This is a genomic window from Streptomyces sp. NPDC086080 (assembly GCF_044540255.1).
GTDB lineage: Bacteria > Actinomycetota > Actinomycetes > Streptomycetales > Streptomycetaceae > Streptomyces.
Window position 1 is genome coordinate 1 of sequence record NZ_JBITRU010000008.1, and the last position, 15,289, is coordinate 15,289.

Annotated in this window: 14 protein-coding genes; 2 read left to right on the forward strand and 12 right to left on the reverse strand. The window is 65.1% G+C overall.

Annotated elements, in window-relative coordinates:
- The 4 genes from ACIF9R_RS12210 to ACIF9R_RS12225 all read right to left on the reverse strand — a co-directional run.
- Positions 1-226, reverse strand: a 226-nt coding sequence (locus tag ACIF9R_RS12210) for a transposase domain-containing protein (protein ID WP_399977935.1), incomplete at its 3' end; no start/stop codon positions are given.
- A gap of 12 nt (positions 227-238) precedes the next feature.
- Positions 239-712: a hypothetical protein gene (locus ACIF9R_RS12215; protein ID WP_399977938.1), complete on the reverse strand. Its 474-nt coding sequence runs from the start codon at positions 710-712 to the stop codon at positions 239-241.
- Positions 713-1,334: 622 nt separating this feature from the next.
- Entirely contained in the window at positions 1,335-2,402 is a 1,068-nt protein-coding gene (locus ACIF9R_RS12220) for a hypothetical protein (protein WP_399977940.1), read from the reverse strand.
- Between the two features lie 34 nt (positions 2,403-2,436).
- A complete protein-coding gene (locus ACIF9R_RS12225) occupies positions 2,437-4,305 on the reverse strand; it encodes an SNF2-related protein (RefSeq protein ID WP_399977942.1) in 1,869 nt (622 codons plus the stop codon).
- A 519-nt stretch (positions 4,306-4,824) separates the two neighbouring features.
- On the opposite strand from ACIF9R_RS12225, the gene ACIF9R_RS12230 reads away from it, so the two are divergent.
- On the forward strand, positions 4,825-5,208 hold the full coding sequence (locus ACIF9R_RS12230) for a hypothetical protein (RefSeq protein ID WP_399977944.1): 384 nt from the start codon (positions 4,825-4,827) through the stop codon (positions 5,206-5,208).
- Positions 5,209-5,523: 315 nt separating this feature from the next.
- Complete coding sequence (locus tag ACIF9R_RS12235) at positions 5,524-6,531, forward strand: IS3 family transposase (protein ID WP_399977947.1); 1,008 nt, start codon at positions 5,524-5,526, stop codon at positions 6,529-6,531.
- A gap of 13 nt (positions 6,532-6,544) precedes the next feature.
- On the opposite strand, the gene ACIF9R_RS12240 is transcribed toward ACIF9R_RS12235, so the two are convergent.
- The 8 genes from ACIF9R_RS12240 to ACIF9R_RS12275 all read right to left on the reverse strand — a co-directional run bounded on the left by ACIF9R_RS12240 (position 6,545) and on the right by ACIF9R_RS12275 (position 14,977).
- Positions 6,545-6,778 (reverse strand): hypothetical protein, encoded by a 234-nt coding sequence (locus tag ACIF9R_RS12240; RefSeq protein ID WP_399977949.1) that lies wholly within the window; start codon positions 6,776-6,778, stop codon positions 6,545-6,547.
- A 70-nt stretch (positions 6,779-6,848) separates the two neighbouring features.
- The gene (locus ACIF9R_RS12245) at positions 6,849-7,163 is read right to left on the reverse strand and encodes a VRR-NUC domain-containing protein (RefSeq protein WP_399977952.1); all 315 of its coding nucleotides are present in this window, start codon (positions 7,161-7,163) and stop codon (positions 6,849-6,851) included.
- Positions 7,163-7,582 (reverse strand): hypothetical protein, encoded by a 420-nt coding sequence (locus ACIF9R_RS12250; RefSeq protein ID WP_399977954.1) that lies wholly within the window; start codon positions 7,580-7,582, stop codon positions 7,163-7,165. Before ACIF9R_RS12250 ends, ACIF9R_RS12245 begins: the two co-directional genes overlap by 1 nt.
- A gap of 98 nt (positions 7,583-7,680) precedes the next feature.
- On the reverse strand, positions 7,681-8,052 hold the full coding sequence (locus ACIF9R_RS12255; protein ID WP_399977957.1) for a hypothetical protein: 372 nt from the start codon (positions 8,050-8,052) through the stop codon (positions 7,681-7,683).
- 178 nt (positions 8,053-8,230) lie between these two features.
- A complete protein-coding gene (locus ACIF9R_RS12260) occupies positions 8,231-11,404 on the reverse strand; it encodes a hypothetical protein (protein ID WP_399977959.1) in 3,174 nt (1,057 codons plus the stop codon).
- Between the two features lie 66 nt (positions 11,405-11,470).
- The gene (locus tag ACIF9R_RS12265; protein ID WP_399977962.1) at positions 11,471-11,704 is read right to left on the reverse strand and encodes a hypothetical protein; all 234 of its coding nucleotides are present in this window, start codon (positions 11,702-11,704) and stop codon (positions 11,471-11,473) included.
- Positions 11,705-11,711: 7 nt separating this feature from the next.
- A complete protein-coding gene (locus ACIF9R_RS12270) occupies positions 11,712-13,553 on the reverse strand; it encodes a phage/plasmid primase, P4 family (protein ID WP_399977964.1) in 1,842 nt (613 codons plus the stop codon).
- Positions 13,554-14,539: 986 nt separating this feature from the next.
- On the reverse strand, positions 14,540-14,977 hold the full coding sequence (locus ACIF9R_RS12275) for a hypothetical protein (RefSeq protein WP_399977967.1): 438 nt from the start codon (positions 14,975-14,977) through the stop codon (positions 14,540-14,542).
- Positions 14,978-15,289: the final 312 nt, after the last annotated feature.

Below are 15,289 nucleotides of genomic sequence, written 5' to 3' on the forward strand. Positions count from 1 at the left end.
TCTCCACCAGCTCCCGCAGCACCGCCCCGTACCCCAAGTGCGTGAACAGCCACATCGTCAGCGTGAAGTACACCACCAGATGCGACGGCAGCGCCTTCGTGCGCTCCTCCCGTACACCGGTCTCCTCAATCGCCAGATGTACCAGCTCCGGCGTGAAGGTCCGCGACAGCAGCCCCATCCGCGTCCGCTCGGGATACGTCTCACCAGCTATGTGCCCGCTCGCCACAAGATCAGGACCCTACCCGACCAAGATCACACTACGGAAGCGACGTTGGGCGGCGAGACGGTCGTACTCTCGACGTGCCTCGGTCGCCTTGACACGGTGATACTCAGCCTGCCGGTTGTGGTCCCCGATCGACTTCTCAAGTCGGGTGAGCTCGCAACGGAGGCTGTGCTCTTTGTCGCCCCAGTAGATCTCGCGTACGGCGGCCGTCAGTTCCGATTGATGCATCATCAGCCACTCACTGGGGATCCTGGCCTGGATCTTGGGCATCATGCTGTGCTTTTCGAGCTGGAGCACGATCTCGCCGTCGCCTTTCATGGACGGCCTCGCGAACGCAACACTTGGTGAGCCGAGGAACGGCTTGAGCCGCTGGGGCACGGTCTCGGCGGGGAACTTCGCGAGCACGCGCGAAATCAGGCCCACCATCTCGTCGAGTTCGGCGAACAGCTGGATCGTGGCGTCGACGATCTCTGTGGTCTTGGGCTTCATCACTTCTGGTCCTTGACACTCGGGGAACCGGGATAGGACCGTCCCACCCCGATTGGCCTCCCCCTCATGACGTAGAGGAAGGCGCTGCCCTCGACGCAGAGGATGGAGGCGCTCTGTTCCTTCATGTCCATGGCTAGACCCGTCGTCAGGGCGCGCTCATGGAAGGCCGTTAAGGGTCTGGTTGGAGGCCGATGCATGTCTCGGCTGGTGCATTGACGGGTCTCATCGGTGTCTTGCTCGGGGCTTCGGCGATCAGCGTCGTTTTCGCGTCCGGCCGGTGGCAGCAAAACGTCTCCTCGGGGACACCACCGGAGCCCGGGGATGTCCATGACGGGACGCCGACTTATCAACGGGGAACAGGCCGATGCATGAACAGCCGACCCGTTCCGGTATCGATCCCGCACCCGGGTCGGCTATGCCGACCCAGACACCCAGAGGCCAGCGCCCTGTCAACGACCATGTCGTTCCCCGTAGACGGCCAGGAGTTCACCCCACTGCACAGTCAGCGCCCGGAGGGCGCGAAGCCGAGAGGGTCACCCTGTCACCCGTCGGAACGTGACGCGAAGCGATTGTTCCACCGGAGGGCGGTGATCTTCTTCAGCTTCGTTGGTAGATGCGCCGACTACTCGAAGGGCACGACCAAGCCCTCGGCCTCGTCGCCGAACCGGTCGGCGTTGACCAGGGTCGGCGGGAACCACTTCACCTTCTTGAGCGCCTTGGCGACCCCGTACAGGACGATGTGCGGGTGGCCGCGCCGGACATGCGGGATCACCGTCTTGCCCGTGCTTGCCCCGGCCCGGCGCAGGCGCTCGATGCCTGCATTGAAGCGGCGGATCGCCGGCCCCAGGTGCCAGCCCAGGCGCAGCACTGTCGTCTGCCGCTTCGGCCGGCCGCCCTTCTTGGCCCGAGTCGCCTGCGCAGGCGCGGAGGCTTCCTTGACGTCAGGGTTGGCGCAGCAGGCATACAGCATGTGCGGCACTGCGAGCAGCGCCATCTCGTACATGAAGGTTTTCAGCGAGCCGTCGTTGTTCGGGGTCACGTAGCCGTCGCCGGTTCCGTAGGACACCCGGACCTCGTCGATGATCTTCCGCACCGTCGTGCTGCCGCTCCCACGAGGGATCAGCAACTCCACGAAGGCGCGTTCCTTGACCTTTCCGGACTTCGGCAGTAGATCCAGGATCATCACGACCCGATACGATGTGTCGTCATCATCCTCTCCTACGTCCATGGTGCTGACGACGAGGTTCGGGCGCGGCTGACAGGTGACGAGGAACCCGCGTACGGCGACTTCCCCACCCCCGTCAGAGGGCGCCTTGCAGATGCGCGGCTCTCGGAAGACGAACACCGGGTCCGGGTGAGGGAGGTGCTTGAGTACCTCATTCGGAAACTCCGTGTCCAGTTCCATGTCCACGAGGCTGGTTGCGAAGTCGGGGTTGACGTCGTAGACGATCCTCGTGCGCTTCCACACCTTCACGGAGCCGACCATGCTGGCTGAGGCCAGCAGCGACTCGAACTCGTCCATGTCCTTTGCCTTCGGCGGGAGCTTGGACTCGTCGACATCCTGCCCCAGTACCACGCTGACCAGCGCGCTCGCACCTAGCCGGCGCAAGCGGCCACCCATGTACTGGTCGACAGAGTCGACCAAGCCCTCCCCGATCGCGACGCCAGACATCCAACTCGGCATGCGCACGTCAGTAGAACTCATTGCTCTCTCCTCTCAGCTTTTAGACCCGCTCGGAAGCCCAGAGGTCGTTGAGGTCCTCGCGGATCTCTTCCTCCAGGGCGGCGAGAAGTGCCTGCTCGGCGTTGAAGTCCCCGGAGACGGCCTCGATGAGGTCGTCCTGGACCTGCTGCTTGCCAGCGAGCACCGAGGGCATCCGCTCGTCCTGCGTGCCCTTGGCGATGAGCCGATGGACGGTCACCGGCTTCGTCTGGCCCGTGCGGAAGAGTCGGCCGTTGGTCTGCAGGTAGTGCTCGAGCGAGAAGGGCAGCGTGTACCAGATCATCGTCGAGCCGCCGTGCTGCAGGTTCAGGCCGTGCCCCGCGGCGGCAGGGTGTAGCAGCATCACCGGGATCTGCTTGGCATTCCACCGGCGGACCATGTCGCGCGAGCCGTCGAAGGCATGCGCGTCGATGCCGGCCTTCCGGAGCCGCGTGAGCAGCTGCTCCTTGTCGGACTTGAAGTGATAGGAGATGAGGACGGGTTCGCCGCCATTGTTCCGCACCAGGTACTCGGTCATCTCGATCTTCTTGTCGTGGATGACCTCGTACCGGCCCTTCGTGGCCGGGTCGTCAGGATCCGCGGTGTAGAGCGTGCCCGAGGCGAACTGCATCAGCTTGCTCGCCAGCACCGCCTGGTTCGCGGCAACGATCGATTCGACGCTCTGCGTCAGCTTCCCGTCGTCGTCGGTGTAGGTCTGCACGATGTCCAAGACCAGGTCGCGCTTGAAGTCCTTGTAGGCCTGGAGCAGGTCCGGCGGGAGCGTGACATTGACGTCCTGGATGCTGAGCGCCGGGAGCTGCAGGCTCGTGTTCTGCGCGCTCATCACCAGGTGCGAGACGGCCTGATGGATCTCAGCCTCGGCGTTCGCCGTGGGGATCCACTTCGCCGGCGTCGTCATGCCGGGCACCATCTTCGGCGTGAACCACCGGTTGCGGAACGCGGTGATGTTCTGCCCCAGCGTCTGGCCCTGGTCGAGCAGGTAGACCTGGCTCCACAAGTCGTGCAATCCGTTCGGGCTCGGTGTTCCCGTCAGCTCGATGAGCCGGGTCATGGCCGGCCGCACCGTCGCCAGGGCCAGGAAGCGCTGCGAGTCGTGCGACTTGAAACCCTGGGACTCATCGATGATGACCGTCTGGAACGGCCAGATGATGGTCCTTCGCCCGCTGATGTTCTGGATGGGTAACTGGTCGATCAGACCGAACCGGCATTCGGGGCAGCCGTCACCGGAACACGTTCGGCAGCCATAGACTTCCCACGTCACCAGGGCCGATTTGAGCAACTCCTGAATCCAGGCGCGGATATTGGCCTTGGCGGGGACCGGGTTGTTGGCGATGCCGGTGACCAGAGCACGGTACTCGTCGATCAGCTCGTCTCGGCCCAGTGGCCCCCGTGCCTGGAGCAGACCCAGGATCGCCGTCGCCTCCGGTGAGACGGTCGGGGCAGGCACTGCGCCCGGCACCGGCGTGATCAACTTCGTCTCCTGGGACGGCTGAGTCAGCAGCTCCTGGTTGATGAAGTACATCGTCGGCGGATCGGTGAAGACTTCCTGGAAGCGCTTCAGACGCTTGGCCTTGGAAAGCTTCCTGTCGTTCTCGTCGACAATGAGCGACTTCGTCCGGATGGGGAAGCCCCACTTCTCGATCTCGTCGATCCAGGTGGAGCGGGCGATCGCCACGGGCGCTATGACGAGGATGTGACCCATCGGGCGGACCGTCTGCAGGACACTGAGGGTCGTGAGCGTCTTGCCGGCCCCGACGCCGAGCCACGCGCCGGCGAAGGGGTGGTCAACGAGGAAGTCGTGGATCTGCTGCTGATGCGGCATCAGCGAGATCGAGGATGGAGCAGTAGCCGTAGTCACGTCGCTGGTCATCCCTTCTCTTCGAGTGAGTAGTCAGGCATGGAATGCCTCTTGAATAAGGGCGAGTCGGGCTGGGCCTCGTCAGCTCTCTGTCCTTGCTGCGCGACCTCGGTCCCCAACTCGGCGCCCCTCGCTTCGAGCTGCGTGACGCGCGGGTCGGGTCCGAGGGCTTGTCGCACGCGTTGCAGCACTGCCACCGGGCCGTCAGGCTGCTCGGCTGCGCCAACCGGTGTTGCCTGGTGCGTGGGTGCCGGCAAGTCGTGCTTCGCTTTCTGCGGAATCTCGCGAGTGATGTCGGAGTCGGTTCTGGTTGCGGGGACCGACGCGGCACGATCGCGGTGGACTCGCCGATGCGAGCCCAGAGCAGCCACAGTGCTGAAGGGCTGCCGGCAGACCTCGTATCTGAACCCCCGCGCCCGGGGCGTGGATTTGGCCTCGGTCTCGGCTTCAGCCCCTCTCTGTCAGCCTGTGGTGAGACGCCCCGCTCCGGCGGGTTAGCCTGAGAGGGCACGACAGGAGAACCACCCCCTCATGACCAGCACCAAGCCCGCCGGATCCGGCCCGGCTCCCCGGCCGAAGCGCCGCACTTTCAGCCCCGAGTACAAGCTGAGGATCGTGGCCGAGTACGACGCCGCACCGAAGAACGAGAAGGGCGCGATCCTGCGCCGCGAGCGGCTGTACCACTCGCACGTGAAGGAGTGGCGGGCCGCGCGGGATGCCGGGGCCCTGGAGAAGCTGGTCGACAAGCGCACCAGCCCGGTTCGGCCGAAGAAGTCGGCCGCCGAGGCGGAGAACGAGAAACTGCGCCGCCAGGTGGAACGGCTGGAGAAGGAACTGGCCCGGAACAAGGCCGCGTTGGAGGTAATGGGAAAAGCCTCCGCGCTCTTGGAAATGATCTCCGAGGGCGCGGACTGAAGGCTGCTGTCGGCGTACACCCGAACGTGCACCGGTCGGTACAGCCCAAAGCGCACCACTTTCCCAGAGCTTCGAGCCGGTGGGGGCGCCGGGGCCACCCTCCTCGTCAGGATGCGGGACAGAAACCGCCGTCAAGGGCGCCCTACGGGCGTCGCCATGCGATGGGGGCTTCGCCCCACCCTTGACCGCGTCCCCTGTCCCGAAGGCGGCTGGCTATCGGGTGGCCCCGGCGCTCTGGAGTACGGCGCGTTGTGCACGTTCGCGTGTACCGGGCGGTGCACTTACAAGTGAACGCCGACAGCTGCCGCCGACCCGGTGGTCGATGACGCATTCACCGGCGTCGAGGGCGAGCTGGGCATTACGGCCGCGTGCCGGCTGACCGGCCGCTCCCGGGCGACCCACTACCGCCGGATGCGGCCGGCACCACCGCCAAGGCCCCGCTCGCCGCAGGTTCAGCCCTCGGCTCTGACGGCCGAAGAGCGGGCTGCGGTACTGGAGTTGATGAACTGCGACGAGTACGCCGAGCTCCCGCCCGCACAGATCTGGGCCCGCGAGCTGGATGCCGGGCGCTACCACTGCTCCGTCTCCACGATGTACCGGATCCTGCGCGAGAAAGGGCAGAACGGCGAGCGCCGAAGACAGGCCACTCACCCCGCCAGGACGGTGCCCGAGCTGGTCGCCACCGCCCCGTCGCAGGTGTTCACCTGGGACATTACCAAGGCGGCCGGACCGGCCAAGGGCGTCTGGTACCACGCCTACGTCATCATCGACATCTTCAGCCGCTACATCGTCGGCCACACCGTCGAGGCCGCCGAGTCCGCCGAGCGGGCCGAGGAGCTGATCCGCGAGACCATCGCCCGCAACGGGACCGTGCCCGAGACCGTGCACGCGGACCGCGGCACCTCGATGACGAGCAAGAAGGTCTCCCAGCTGCTGATCGATCTCGGGGTGACGAGATCGCACTCCCGGCCGAAGGTCTCCAACGACAACCCCTACAGCGAGGCCCAGTTCAAGACCACCAAGTACATGTCGGACTACCCCGAACGGTTCGACTCCCTGGCCCACGCCCGCGAGTGGTTCGACGCCTTCATCGCGTACTACAACCACGAACACCGGCACTCGGGCATCGGCTGGCACACACCCGCCTCCGTCCACTTCGGCACCGCCGAGGAGGTCCGCGACCAGCGGGCCGTCACCCTCGCCGAGGCATACACCCGCCACCCCGAACGCTTCGGCCGACGCCCCCGACCACCCGAGATACCCCAGCAGGCGTGGATCAACAACCCTGCCAAGCGCAGGGAACCCGCACCACAAACCTCATAGCATCACAACCGTCTCATTGGACTTGAAATCTTCCGGCCGCGCGTATGACCTCGAATAGCGGCTGATCGGACTCGGCGAAGGTCACCTTCAGCGGCGTATCCGTAGGAAGGCTGCCTTCTTGGGTGTCGAACCAGGCGGTGAAGGCTGTGCTGTGCTGGATGAACGCCTGGGCCACCGTGATCTCTTGGGCCGGTCTGGGTTCCTGAGCGGAGTCCGACGATGGAACCTCAGCATGGTCCTCGGCCATGAGTCGGCGCATGTCGAGACCGGCGTTCTGCGCCGTGCGGTTCTGCGAGGTCAGGTTGGGCGGCTATGGGTCATGGTGCTGCTCTCTGCTGGTCGGATGAGGTCTTGAGGAGGTTCGCGATGAAGATGTCGACGCTCGGCTTGTCGTCGACGACGTGAACCTCGGCCCCGTGGCGGCGCAGCTTGGCGTGCGTGAGCTGTTGCAGCTTCCGCAGCTGGCCGCCGGGGCGTTTGACCTCGACGAACACGGTGCCGCAGGGGGCGACGACGATCCGGTCGGGCACTCCCCCGCGGGCTGGTGAGACGAATTTCAGGCACAGGAAGCCGTGCGCCCGGCACTGGCTGAGGAGGTAGTCCTCGATGGTGCTCTCGCGCGTGCGAGCCATCAGCGCTGTGCCGTCTCGTCCGAGGAGACCGTCGGCACGCCGTACTTCAGCTCACCGGGCTCGACGAGGCGGAAGCCCGTGGAATGCTTGTGCATCCGGGAGACGCTGATGGTCGAGCGCCTCGTGCCGTAGTGGGCCCGGACTCGGGCCCTGCCGTTTTTGACGAACTCGACGACGACGCGACGCTGGTCCTGCCGGGTGTCGAGGTCCTCCCAGATCTGGCCCCGGCGGACCAGGATGCCCTCGCGGGTTGTGTTCTTCTCCTGCTTGGCCTGGGCGTCGTCGTCCTGGGCGGAGGTGTCGGTCGGCACGGCATCGGACACGAGCTCGTACTTCTTCAGGAACGAGTCCAGCTCGGTGACCGTTCGACGCCGCGCCCGGTGCTGGACCGAGCGCCGGAACCGCAAGGGCGAATCCACGTGAATGACCGTGGTCAGGATCCTGTCGCTTTTGCGCCGCCAGCGCTGACCGGGCTGGACCGTCTGGCCTGTGCTCCCGGTTCCTCCGGTGGCGGCGCTCACAGCTCGTCCTCGTCAGCGTCTTCGAAGTAGGCGAAGGCGGCATCGTCGGCTTCGACGGCAACCCACCACTTGGCCGTGTTGCCGAAACGGGAGACGCCCTTTTCGGAGTCCTCGGTGGCGAGGCCGGTGTTGCCGGGCTCCTTGAGCCGGGTGCGGATGCCGGATTCGGAAGCACAGGGTGCGTCCGGGTTCATGACGATGCGGGTGTGGTACGCGGCGATGAGCTCGTCGTGAGTGAGCGGGCCGGACTCGCTGAGCACCTCCGGGACGACGGGGCGGACGCGGGACGCGCCCGACACTGCCTTCAGGGCGGCCTCGCAGGAGGTGACGGGGTCGTCGGTGCGGACGGAAAGTGCGGTCTGGGACATGACACCTCTAACTCTCTTGTCGCGACGAGCCAGACTCGACTTTCGCCGCAATTACGACTTAAAGTGAATTACTTGCGAGGATTCATTTGGGAATAGTCATGGAAAGCCGCAATGTACCGGGTTGCGTCATATCGACCCGGCTCGGCACCTTGCAGTCCGGCGGTGGTGCAGGCGCTGATCAGGCGGCGTTTCTCCAGTTCTTGGTGAACGTCTCGTCGAGCATCCGGGTGTAGATGACGAGATCGATCGCCCCAATGAGCTGCTCGATTCGGGCGGCCGGCAGCGCGCGGAGGTCGTCGTTGACGACGATCACCGACCAGTGCGGGTCGATGCCGTTGATCCGGCGGATCACGACGTCCTGGTCATCGGGCAGCAGCGTGAGGCCGTCGGAGGTGCTGGCCTCGCTGCGGTTCTTCGCCCACCCGTGGTGGCGCAGGATCTCCAGCGCGATCGGGTCACGTCGCACCCCGGCCCTGCCGGACTCGCGCCGCTTGTTCTGGCTGGCCGGGCTCACCTTCCATGCGCCGGCGTTGTGCAAACTCACGGCACCATCGGTGCCGTCGTGGACGATGAAAACCCGGTTGACCATCTGCAGGGCCCGCGGGTTCACCAGCTGCGCATCGGAGTCCTCGTTGTCGTCACGGTCGGGTCCGGCGCTGACCGGGTCGGCGGCGAACGGGTAGGTGATTGATCCACGCGAGGCGGCGAGGACGTTCTGGAACAGCAGCAGCGTCCGCACGGGATCGACCGGGTCTATCGCCTCCTCGATCATCTTCCGGCCCAGCACGGGATCGAACGGCTCGGCGAGAGCCTCCTCTCCCCTGTTGGCGACGGTCTGCAGGTAGCGGGCCAGAGCGAAGTCGATCACGGCCGGGTGGGCCAGCGACTTCGTCGGGGTAGGACCCGCGTGGCAGGCCAGCGTCCCGCCGGAGGCAGTGATGATCGGGCTGTCGGCGACGCTCCGGTCCTCACTGGGCGACTCCAGCTCGAGCCGGTTGTTCGAGTCCTTGCTGATGAGGAACATCAGCTCCGGTTCGATGTCGATGCCGATGGCGGACTGTTGCTCGGCGAGCACCCGGTTGTTGGTGGTCTCATCGAAGCCGTTCTCACCGCCGACGACGGAGTAGAGGCCGTCGGTGTTCGTCGAGATGATCCGCGCGCCAGCCAGCGTCTGGGCCTGCCCGATCCGCCAGCTGAACAGCTGGCCGATGATCCGCATCGAAATGGTGCGGTTGTTCATCCTGATCGGGGTCCGGTGCGCGGCGTCAGCAGCTCCAGAGGCCGAGTTGAGGATCAGCTTCGTGCCGTTGCGCAAGGTCGTGAGCCGGGCCTTCTCCTCGGCGGAGATCCCCGGTTTCTTCATCTCGAAGCCCAGGCGCTCCTTCTCGAAGAAGATCGTCGTGTAGCGGTCCTCGCCCAGCTCGGGATTGTAGAACGCCCTCATGTTGCGCAGCAGGTTCGGGTAGTAGCTCGTGAAGTCCTCGTGGACGACGAGGCCTGCCGAGGTCCGTGCGAACCTCGGGTGCAGCTTGGTGGACTTGTCGGCCTTCGCAGTGAACAGCGCGGGTGCCTTCTTCGCCGGCTCATCGCGATAGACGGCCTTGATTGCCGAGGTGACGGCCAGGACGACCTTGCCGTCGAGCACGGTCCCGTCGGCCAGGCGCACATGCATCGCCTCGGTGTCCGGGCGCTGAGTGTCCAGCAGCTGGGCCGGATCCGGCACTTGGGCCTGCGCACGCGCGAGCTTCTCGGCCTGGTCCGGGTCGTCCTTCTTCGGCTTGCGGTACTTCACCTTTTTCGGGTCCGAGCCCAGCAGCACGAGCCGCTTGTCGACGGTCGTGCCGTCGGGCAGCGCGAGCAGGTTGTGCTGGCGCTTGGCCTCGGCGACGAAGTCCTTCGCGTCCGGGTAGAAGAGCTTGGCGAGGCCGATCATGGCTGCCTGTTCTCGGTGCTCGAAGGAGTCGGCGTAGAAGACTGTCATGTCCGCTTCCGCGCCGTGGATGCCGCCTGTGCTGAACGTGGCGAAGCACGACGACGGGGAGGCGTCACGGTGGAAGTAGGGCACGTTGTTCGGCGTCTTCGGCAGCTCACGCAAGGACTTGGCCGGGAGGTCGAACAGGTCGCGGTACTCCTCGGAGTCGTTGAAGTTCTGCCCCTCGATCGAGCGGTAGTAGTTGACGACCTGCATGAACTGGCGGTGCGCCTTCGCCTGTGCCGGCGTCGTGGCTGGGCCCTTGGCAGGGTCGGAGGCCACGTTCTCCTCGAAGAAGCGCACGCACTCGTCGAGCACGTTGACCTGGGAGATGCCCTGCTCCTCGGCCACCTCCTTGGCCGGATAGAGGAACGACACGGCCTCGATGTCGTTCAGCGAGGTGTACGGCGCGAGGATGCGGCCGACGAACTTCGCCGAGGACGAGTCGACGGTCAGGCGGTCCCGGCGCACCGAGCCGTTCTTGGCGTAGACGGTCTCGGAGTACTGCGCCAGCAGACCGGCCTTGAGGTCGAAGTTGCTGGCGTAGGCCGGGTGCTGGAAGAGCTGGGCCAGGCCCAGGCAGTCGGAGACGTTGTAGGCCAGCAGCTCGTAGAGATCCTCGATCGCGGCGATCGAGGTGTCGTGGCTGAGCTTTTCGGACTCCTTGATCTGGCGGCCGAGCATCCCGAGCAGGCGCTTGAGGCTCACCTTGGTTTGCAGCTCGTTGAGACGGGCGACGTCCAGGTGCCGACCCGAGTGCATCATGGCGCGGCGGATCTTGGCAGCCGGGCCGTCCCAGCCGAGGTAGCCGGGCATGTACTCGATGTGCTCGTTGAACAGCTTGTCGTTGTGCTCGCGCATCTCGCGCGCGGTGGTCGGCTGGACAAGACGACCGGAGTGCGGAGCCGGGAAGGTCTCCATCAGGTACAGCGCGAGCATGGTCATGTCGTAGTTCAGTGAGTTGTACCCGGCCAGGAACGGGTGCTTCAGCGGGTCGTACTCGGGATCCGTGTCGCAGACCGGGCGCAGGCTCGCCGGATAGGACGAGACCTCGCTGCGGTCGTTGACCTGGTCCGCGTTCGAGAGGCCCATCAGCTCGGCGAGGCGGAGGTTGCCCCGCTCGCCGTGCAGGTTCCACAGCTGGACGCTCACCGCGGGCAGGCCCGGGTTGGAGCGCACCACGGCTTCATAGAGCGCCTGCGGGTCCACGGCGTCGGAGAGCTGATGGTCGTCGGCGAGGAAGAAGATTTCCAGGTCGTCGACGGCTCTGTCGGGCCGCGGGGTGTAGGCGCACAGAGTGAAGACGTCCGACAACGACTCGATGTCGTAGAAGGTGAAGCGCGCCTTCGATGCCGTGACGGGTGTTCGCTGTGTGGTCATGATGGGGATCTCTTTTCGTCGGTCCGACCATCACGGCCGGTGTCTGGGGAGGAGGCGCGCGTGGCCTCAGAGGGAGTCGTGAGGAGAGCGCCGGCGCGGGGTATCCATGCGCCGGGACGCCTCACTCATGAGCCGGGCCTTCTCCACGGGATCTGCCGTGACCTGCGAGCGGACGATGAGGTTGGTGATCCGCTGCTCGCGCGCGACGTCGTACATCGCCGTGATCAGGCGGCCGTGGCCGCGGGCGAGTTCGAGTACGGCCTGAGTGAGTTCGCCGAATGCGCCAGCAGTTTTAGCCATGGGTGCATCAGTCCTGTTCGCCAGTGGTGTCGTCGGTCGGGGCGGATGCGCCCGTGTGCCGGAGCAGTCCGCGGTAGTTGGCCTGCAGCGTCGGCTGGGATTTCTTCTTCGGGTCGCTGCCGGTGTAGCTCGGGTGCATCCACTTCTTCAGCTCGTACTCGGCGATGAGCACTTCGGGGGTGTGCATCATCTGGCCGGGCCGGATCTTGCGGTTCTTGTCTGGGCAGTGCCACAGGGCATCCGGCCGGACGATCGCCACAAGGTCGGTGATGAACTGCTTGTTGCTCACCGGGGAGCCCGACGGCGAGACATCGGCGAACCAGGCCTTGTACAGGTCGTAGAGGAACGTGAACGGTGCCAGGTCCCAGACCAGCCGCCCGCGGAACTCTTCCCAGAAGGCGCGCACGGGGTCGTTGGCCTCCTTGTACTCGGCCAGGACTTCCTTGGTGGCCACCGGCTCTGAGAGCTGGTAGTAGTCACCCGGACATGAAGCGCCGGCGCGGTTGATCGCGTACCAGAAGACGTACTCCAGGACCTCGCGGCGCTGGAGGTAGTCGTCCTTGATGTACTTCTTCTCGGCTCCGGTGAAGCTCTTGGTGAAGGGCACGAAGAGCTGCCGGCGGTAGAACGACTCGGACTTGTCCTTCACACGCGGGAACTCGTTCAGGCACTGGACCATGAAGCCGAAGAACTGGTAGGCGATCGGCATCCGGTACTTGCGGTTGATCTGGATGACGTCGTTGGTGACGATCGCCTTCAGGTTGGCGGCCTTGTCGATGAAGGTGCCGACGTCGTTCTCGTCGACGATGATCGCGTTGGCGCGCACCAGCGGTTCGAGCGCGAAGTCCTTGCCGAAGTCCGAGAGCGGAATCGAGGTATGCGCGCCGCTGCCAACGAGGTTGCGCATGAGCGCGCAGAGCGTGCCCTTACCGTTGTTGCCCTGCTCGGAGTAGAACCAGGCGGTCTTGCCCCAGCGCACGTGCGGCCGGATGATCGCGCCGATGATCTCCCAGATCAGGTCGGCGAGGCCCTCGTCACCAGGCTGGTCGAAGAGCTCGTCGATCCAGGCGACGACTTCCCAGTCTCCGTCCTTGGGGTGCGTGATGACCTGCTGCGGGGCGTCGTCCACGTAGTCGACGTCGTTCTTGGTCAGCAGCACGATGGCGGGGTCGAAGGGGTGGACCTGCTTGGGCTCGAAGTGGAAGTCCTTGCCTAAGATCGTGACGTCCAGCGGCTCGGTGCCGTAGAAGACGATGCCGTTGCGCGCGGCGATGAAGTCGCGGTTCGTGCTCTGGTGCCGACGCGGGCTGTCCTCGCGCAAAACGGCCAGGACCTCGGCGAACTCCTTGAGGGTCAGCTGGGTGTTGTACATGCGCGCCGTGGTGCGGATGTCGTCCTCGCTGGTGGTGTACGTCCCGCGCGCGCGGGACGTGGCCTGGTACATCGCCAGCAGGTCGTACTCGCGGTCGGTGTCCTTGGCGTTGGGCGCGATGCGGATGACGTGGTGCAGACGCAGGAGGATCTGCGCGACCTGCCAGTACGTCAGATATCTCGGCAGGGGGTACTTCTCGGCGGCCACGGCAGCCTTGAAGTTCTCGGCCTTGATGACGCCGCCCACGATCGCCAGCAGCTCCTTCTCCAGCACGCGAGGTGTCGGAGGATCGGTCGGGTCGATCTGGTCGAGGTAGGCGGCGGTGACGTAGGTGACGATCTCGTTCTGCGGAGCCATGTCGTCGCGGTTCGAGAAGTACCCCATGACACTGGCCAGGACGTCGGCGACGGGGTTGGTGCGCGGTCCGGCGCTGGAACCGGCGGCAGGTACGGATGTGGGGGCATCAGGAGGCGTCATGTTGCTGCTTTCTCGATCGTGATCGAGCTCCTGCCGGCGATGAGTGGGAAGCCGATTGAACTCGTAATCGAATGGAACGCGATCTTGACTCTATGTCATCAGAGCAGCCTTTCGCAACGATTGAGCCACCAGTCAACAAGAGGGGCGACTGAGGTCATGGATGGTTACTAAAGGGGTCACGAAAGGGTCGTCGACAGGGGCTAGAGAGGGCGCGCGCGACCACCACGGCCATGCCACACGCGTTGCAAGCCTGGATGAGATGCGAGAAGCCGGTGACTCCGTCGGGTGCATGCCCCACGGAGTCACCGGCTTCTCGTGCTCGACCACACACCCGCGGGCGGCGTGAGCCGCCCGGCCTGTGGTCGAGGTTCGGAGGAGTTCTTCTGACCGGCCGAGCCCGCCGTCACCAAAGCATCGGCTGGACGCCCTCCAGGAGGGCCCCGAGGGCCACATACCCTCTAGGGGTATCTGAGCCTGTACCACTTGACGTGGTACATCTGTTTCCCCAGGTCAGAGCAGGAATTTCAGGAGTTCAAGAGGAAGGTGTACCACGTAGCATTTTCTACGTGGTACAGGTGTTTTCCCAGCTCAGGCAGGTTTTATATACCCCCCGTACCACTTGTACCAGGAAATAGAGCCTAGATACACGCGCAGGGGGGATATGCGAGCAGACTGGCGAGCTGGGGCTGGAGCTGTCTGGATCGCTCCCGAACGCGTCCCCTATGTAAACGGTCAAAAAGACGTGGTACTCGTGGTACATGGGCGGGAAACACTGGTTGACCAGACAAAACGTCGTACCACGTCGGCGCTCTCACGTGGTACACCCGATGCGGAAAAGAGCCTCGCGGTACAAATATTCGCCCAGGTCAGACGCGGTTTTCAGGGGTGTACCACGTCTCGTGGTACAGCTAGCAGCTCGATGCGCCCCCTGGCTGTCCTGCGCTACTGAATCTTGACCGTTTGCCACCGAAGTCTGACCGGTGCCGTCAGCCAGCTCGGAGGGCTTCGTTACGCAGGGCGCGCAGCAAGGTCAACGCGTCCTGGTTGTCCGCGTCGGTGAAGGCGTGGATCGCGAGCAGGATGGATCCGCCGATCCGTTTGGCGGTGACGAGGTCGTCGCCAGCGAGGACGGCCTGGTGGTGCAGGGAGTCGGTCAGGAGGAAGACGATGCGCGCCATGGGATCGCCGTTGAGCTCCGCGAGGCGCTGGCCGGTCTCGTCGTGGGTCATGGTGGCCTCAATGCCAAACGCGGCGAGCAGGACACGGTGAAGCGTGTGCTGTCCGTACGCGGCGAGCAGGGCCGCCAGCGGGCGCTCGTGCGCGCCACCCGCCAGGACCTCCAGGGCGCCGTCGTTGTTCTGGACAACGGCCTCCAGCGCGGCCAGGGCCCGAAGATGGTCGTCGTTGGTCAGCTCATCATCCATGGCACCGAAGAGTAGGTCGATGCCTGGAGTGCGCGGTGATGCTCGGCAAGAAACCACCCGCCACTGTCTTGGTAGTGGGCTGCCACCGGTCAAAGTCCGGTGGCAAACGATCAAGATTCAGTGGTGTCCCGTCTCCCCGGATCTGGTCTCTGTCTCGGACGATCTGGTTCCGCTGGCCGGGTTGGTTGAGACGCCCTGGCCGGCAGCCAGGCGCACGCGGCGCATTCGCAGCTCCGAGACCAGATCGTTTGAGATTCTCGCGCCGCTTCCGTCTCCAATGATCTGGTCGCCGCAGGTCACAGCCACGGCCAC

Coding starts and splice junctions, on each gene's coding strand:
- ACIF9R_RS12215 (WP_399977938.1), bottom strand. CDS start 712: ATGAAGCCCAAGACCACAGAGATCGTCGACGCCACGATCCAGCTGTTC.
- ACIF9R_RS12225 (WP_399977942.1), bottom strand. CDS start 4,305: ATGACCAGCGACGTGACTACGGCTACTGCTCCATCCTCGATCTCGCTG.
- ACIF9R_RS12230 (WP_399977944.1), top strand. CDS start 4,825: ATGACCAGCACCAAGCCCGCCGGATCCGGCCCGGCTCCCCGGCCGAAG.
- ACIF9R_RS12240 (WP_399977949.1), bottom strand. CDS start 6,778: ATGGCCGAGGACCATGCTGAGGTTCCATCGTCGGACTCCGCTCAGGAA.
- ACIF9R_RS12245 (WP_399977952.1), bottom strand. CDS start 7,163: ATGGCTCGCACGCGCGAGAGCACCATCGAGGACTACCTCCTCAGCCAG.
- ACIF9R_RS12255 (WP_399977957.1), bottom strand. CDS start 8,052: ATGTCCCAGACCGCACTTTCCGTCCGCACCGACGACCCCGTCACCTCC.
- ACIF9R_RS12260 (WP_399977959.1), bottom strand. CDS start 11,404: ATGACCACACAGCGAACACCCGTCACGGCATCGAAGGCGCGCTTCACC.
- ACIF9R_RS12265 (WP_399977962.1), bottom strand. CDS start 11,704: ATGGCTAAAACTGCTGGCGCATTCGGCGAACTCACTCAGGCCGTACTC.
- ACIF9R_RS12270 (WP_399977964.1), bottom strand. CDS start 13,553: ATGACGCCTCCTGATGCCCCCACATCCGTACCTGCCGCCGGTTCCAGC.
- ACIF9R_RS12275 (WP_399977967.1), bottom strand. CDS start 14,977: ATGGATGATGAGCTGACCAACGACGACCATCTTCGGGCCCTGGCCGCG.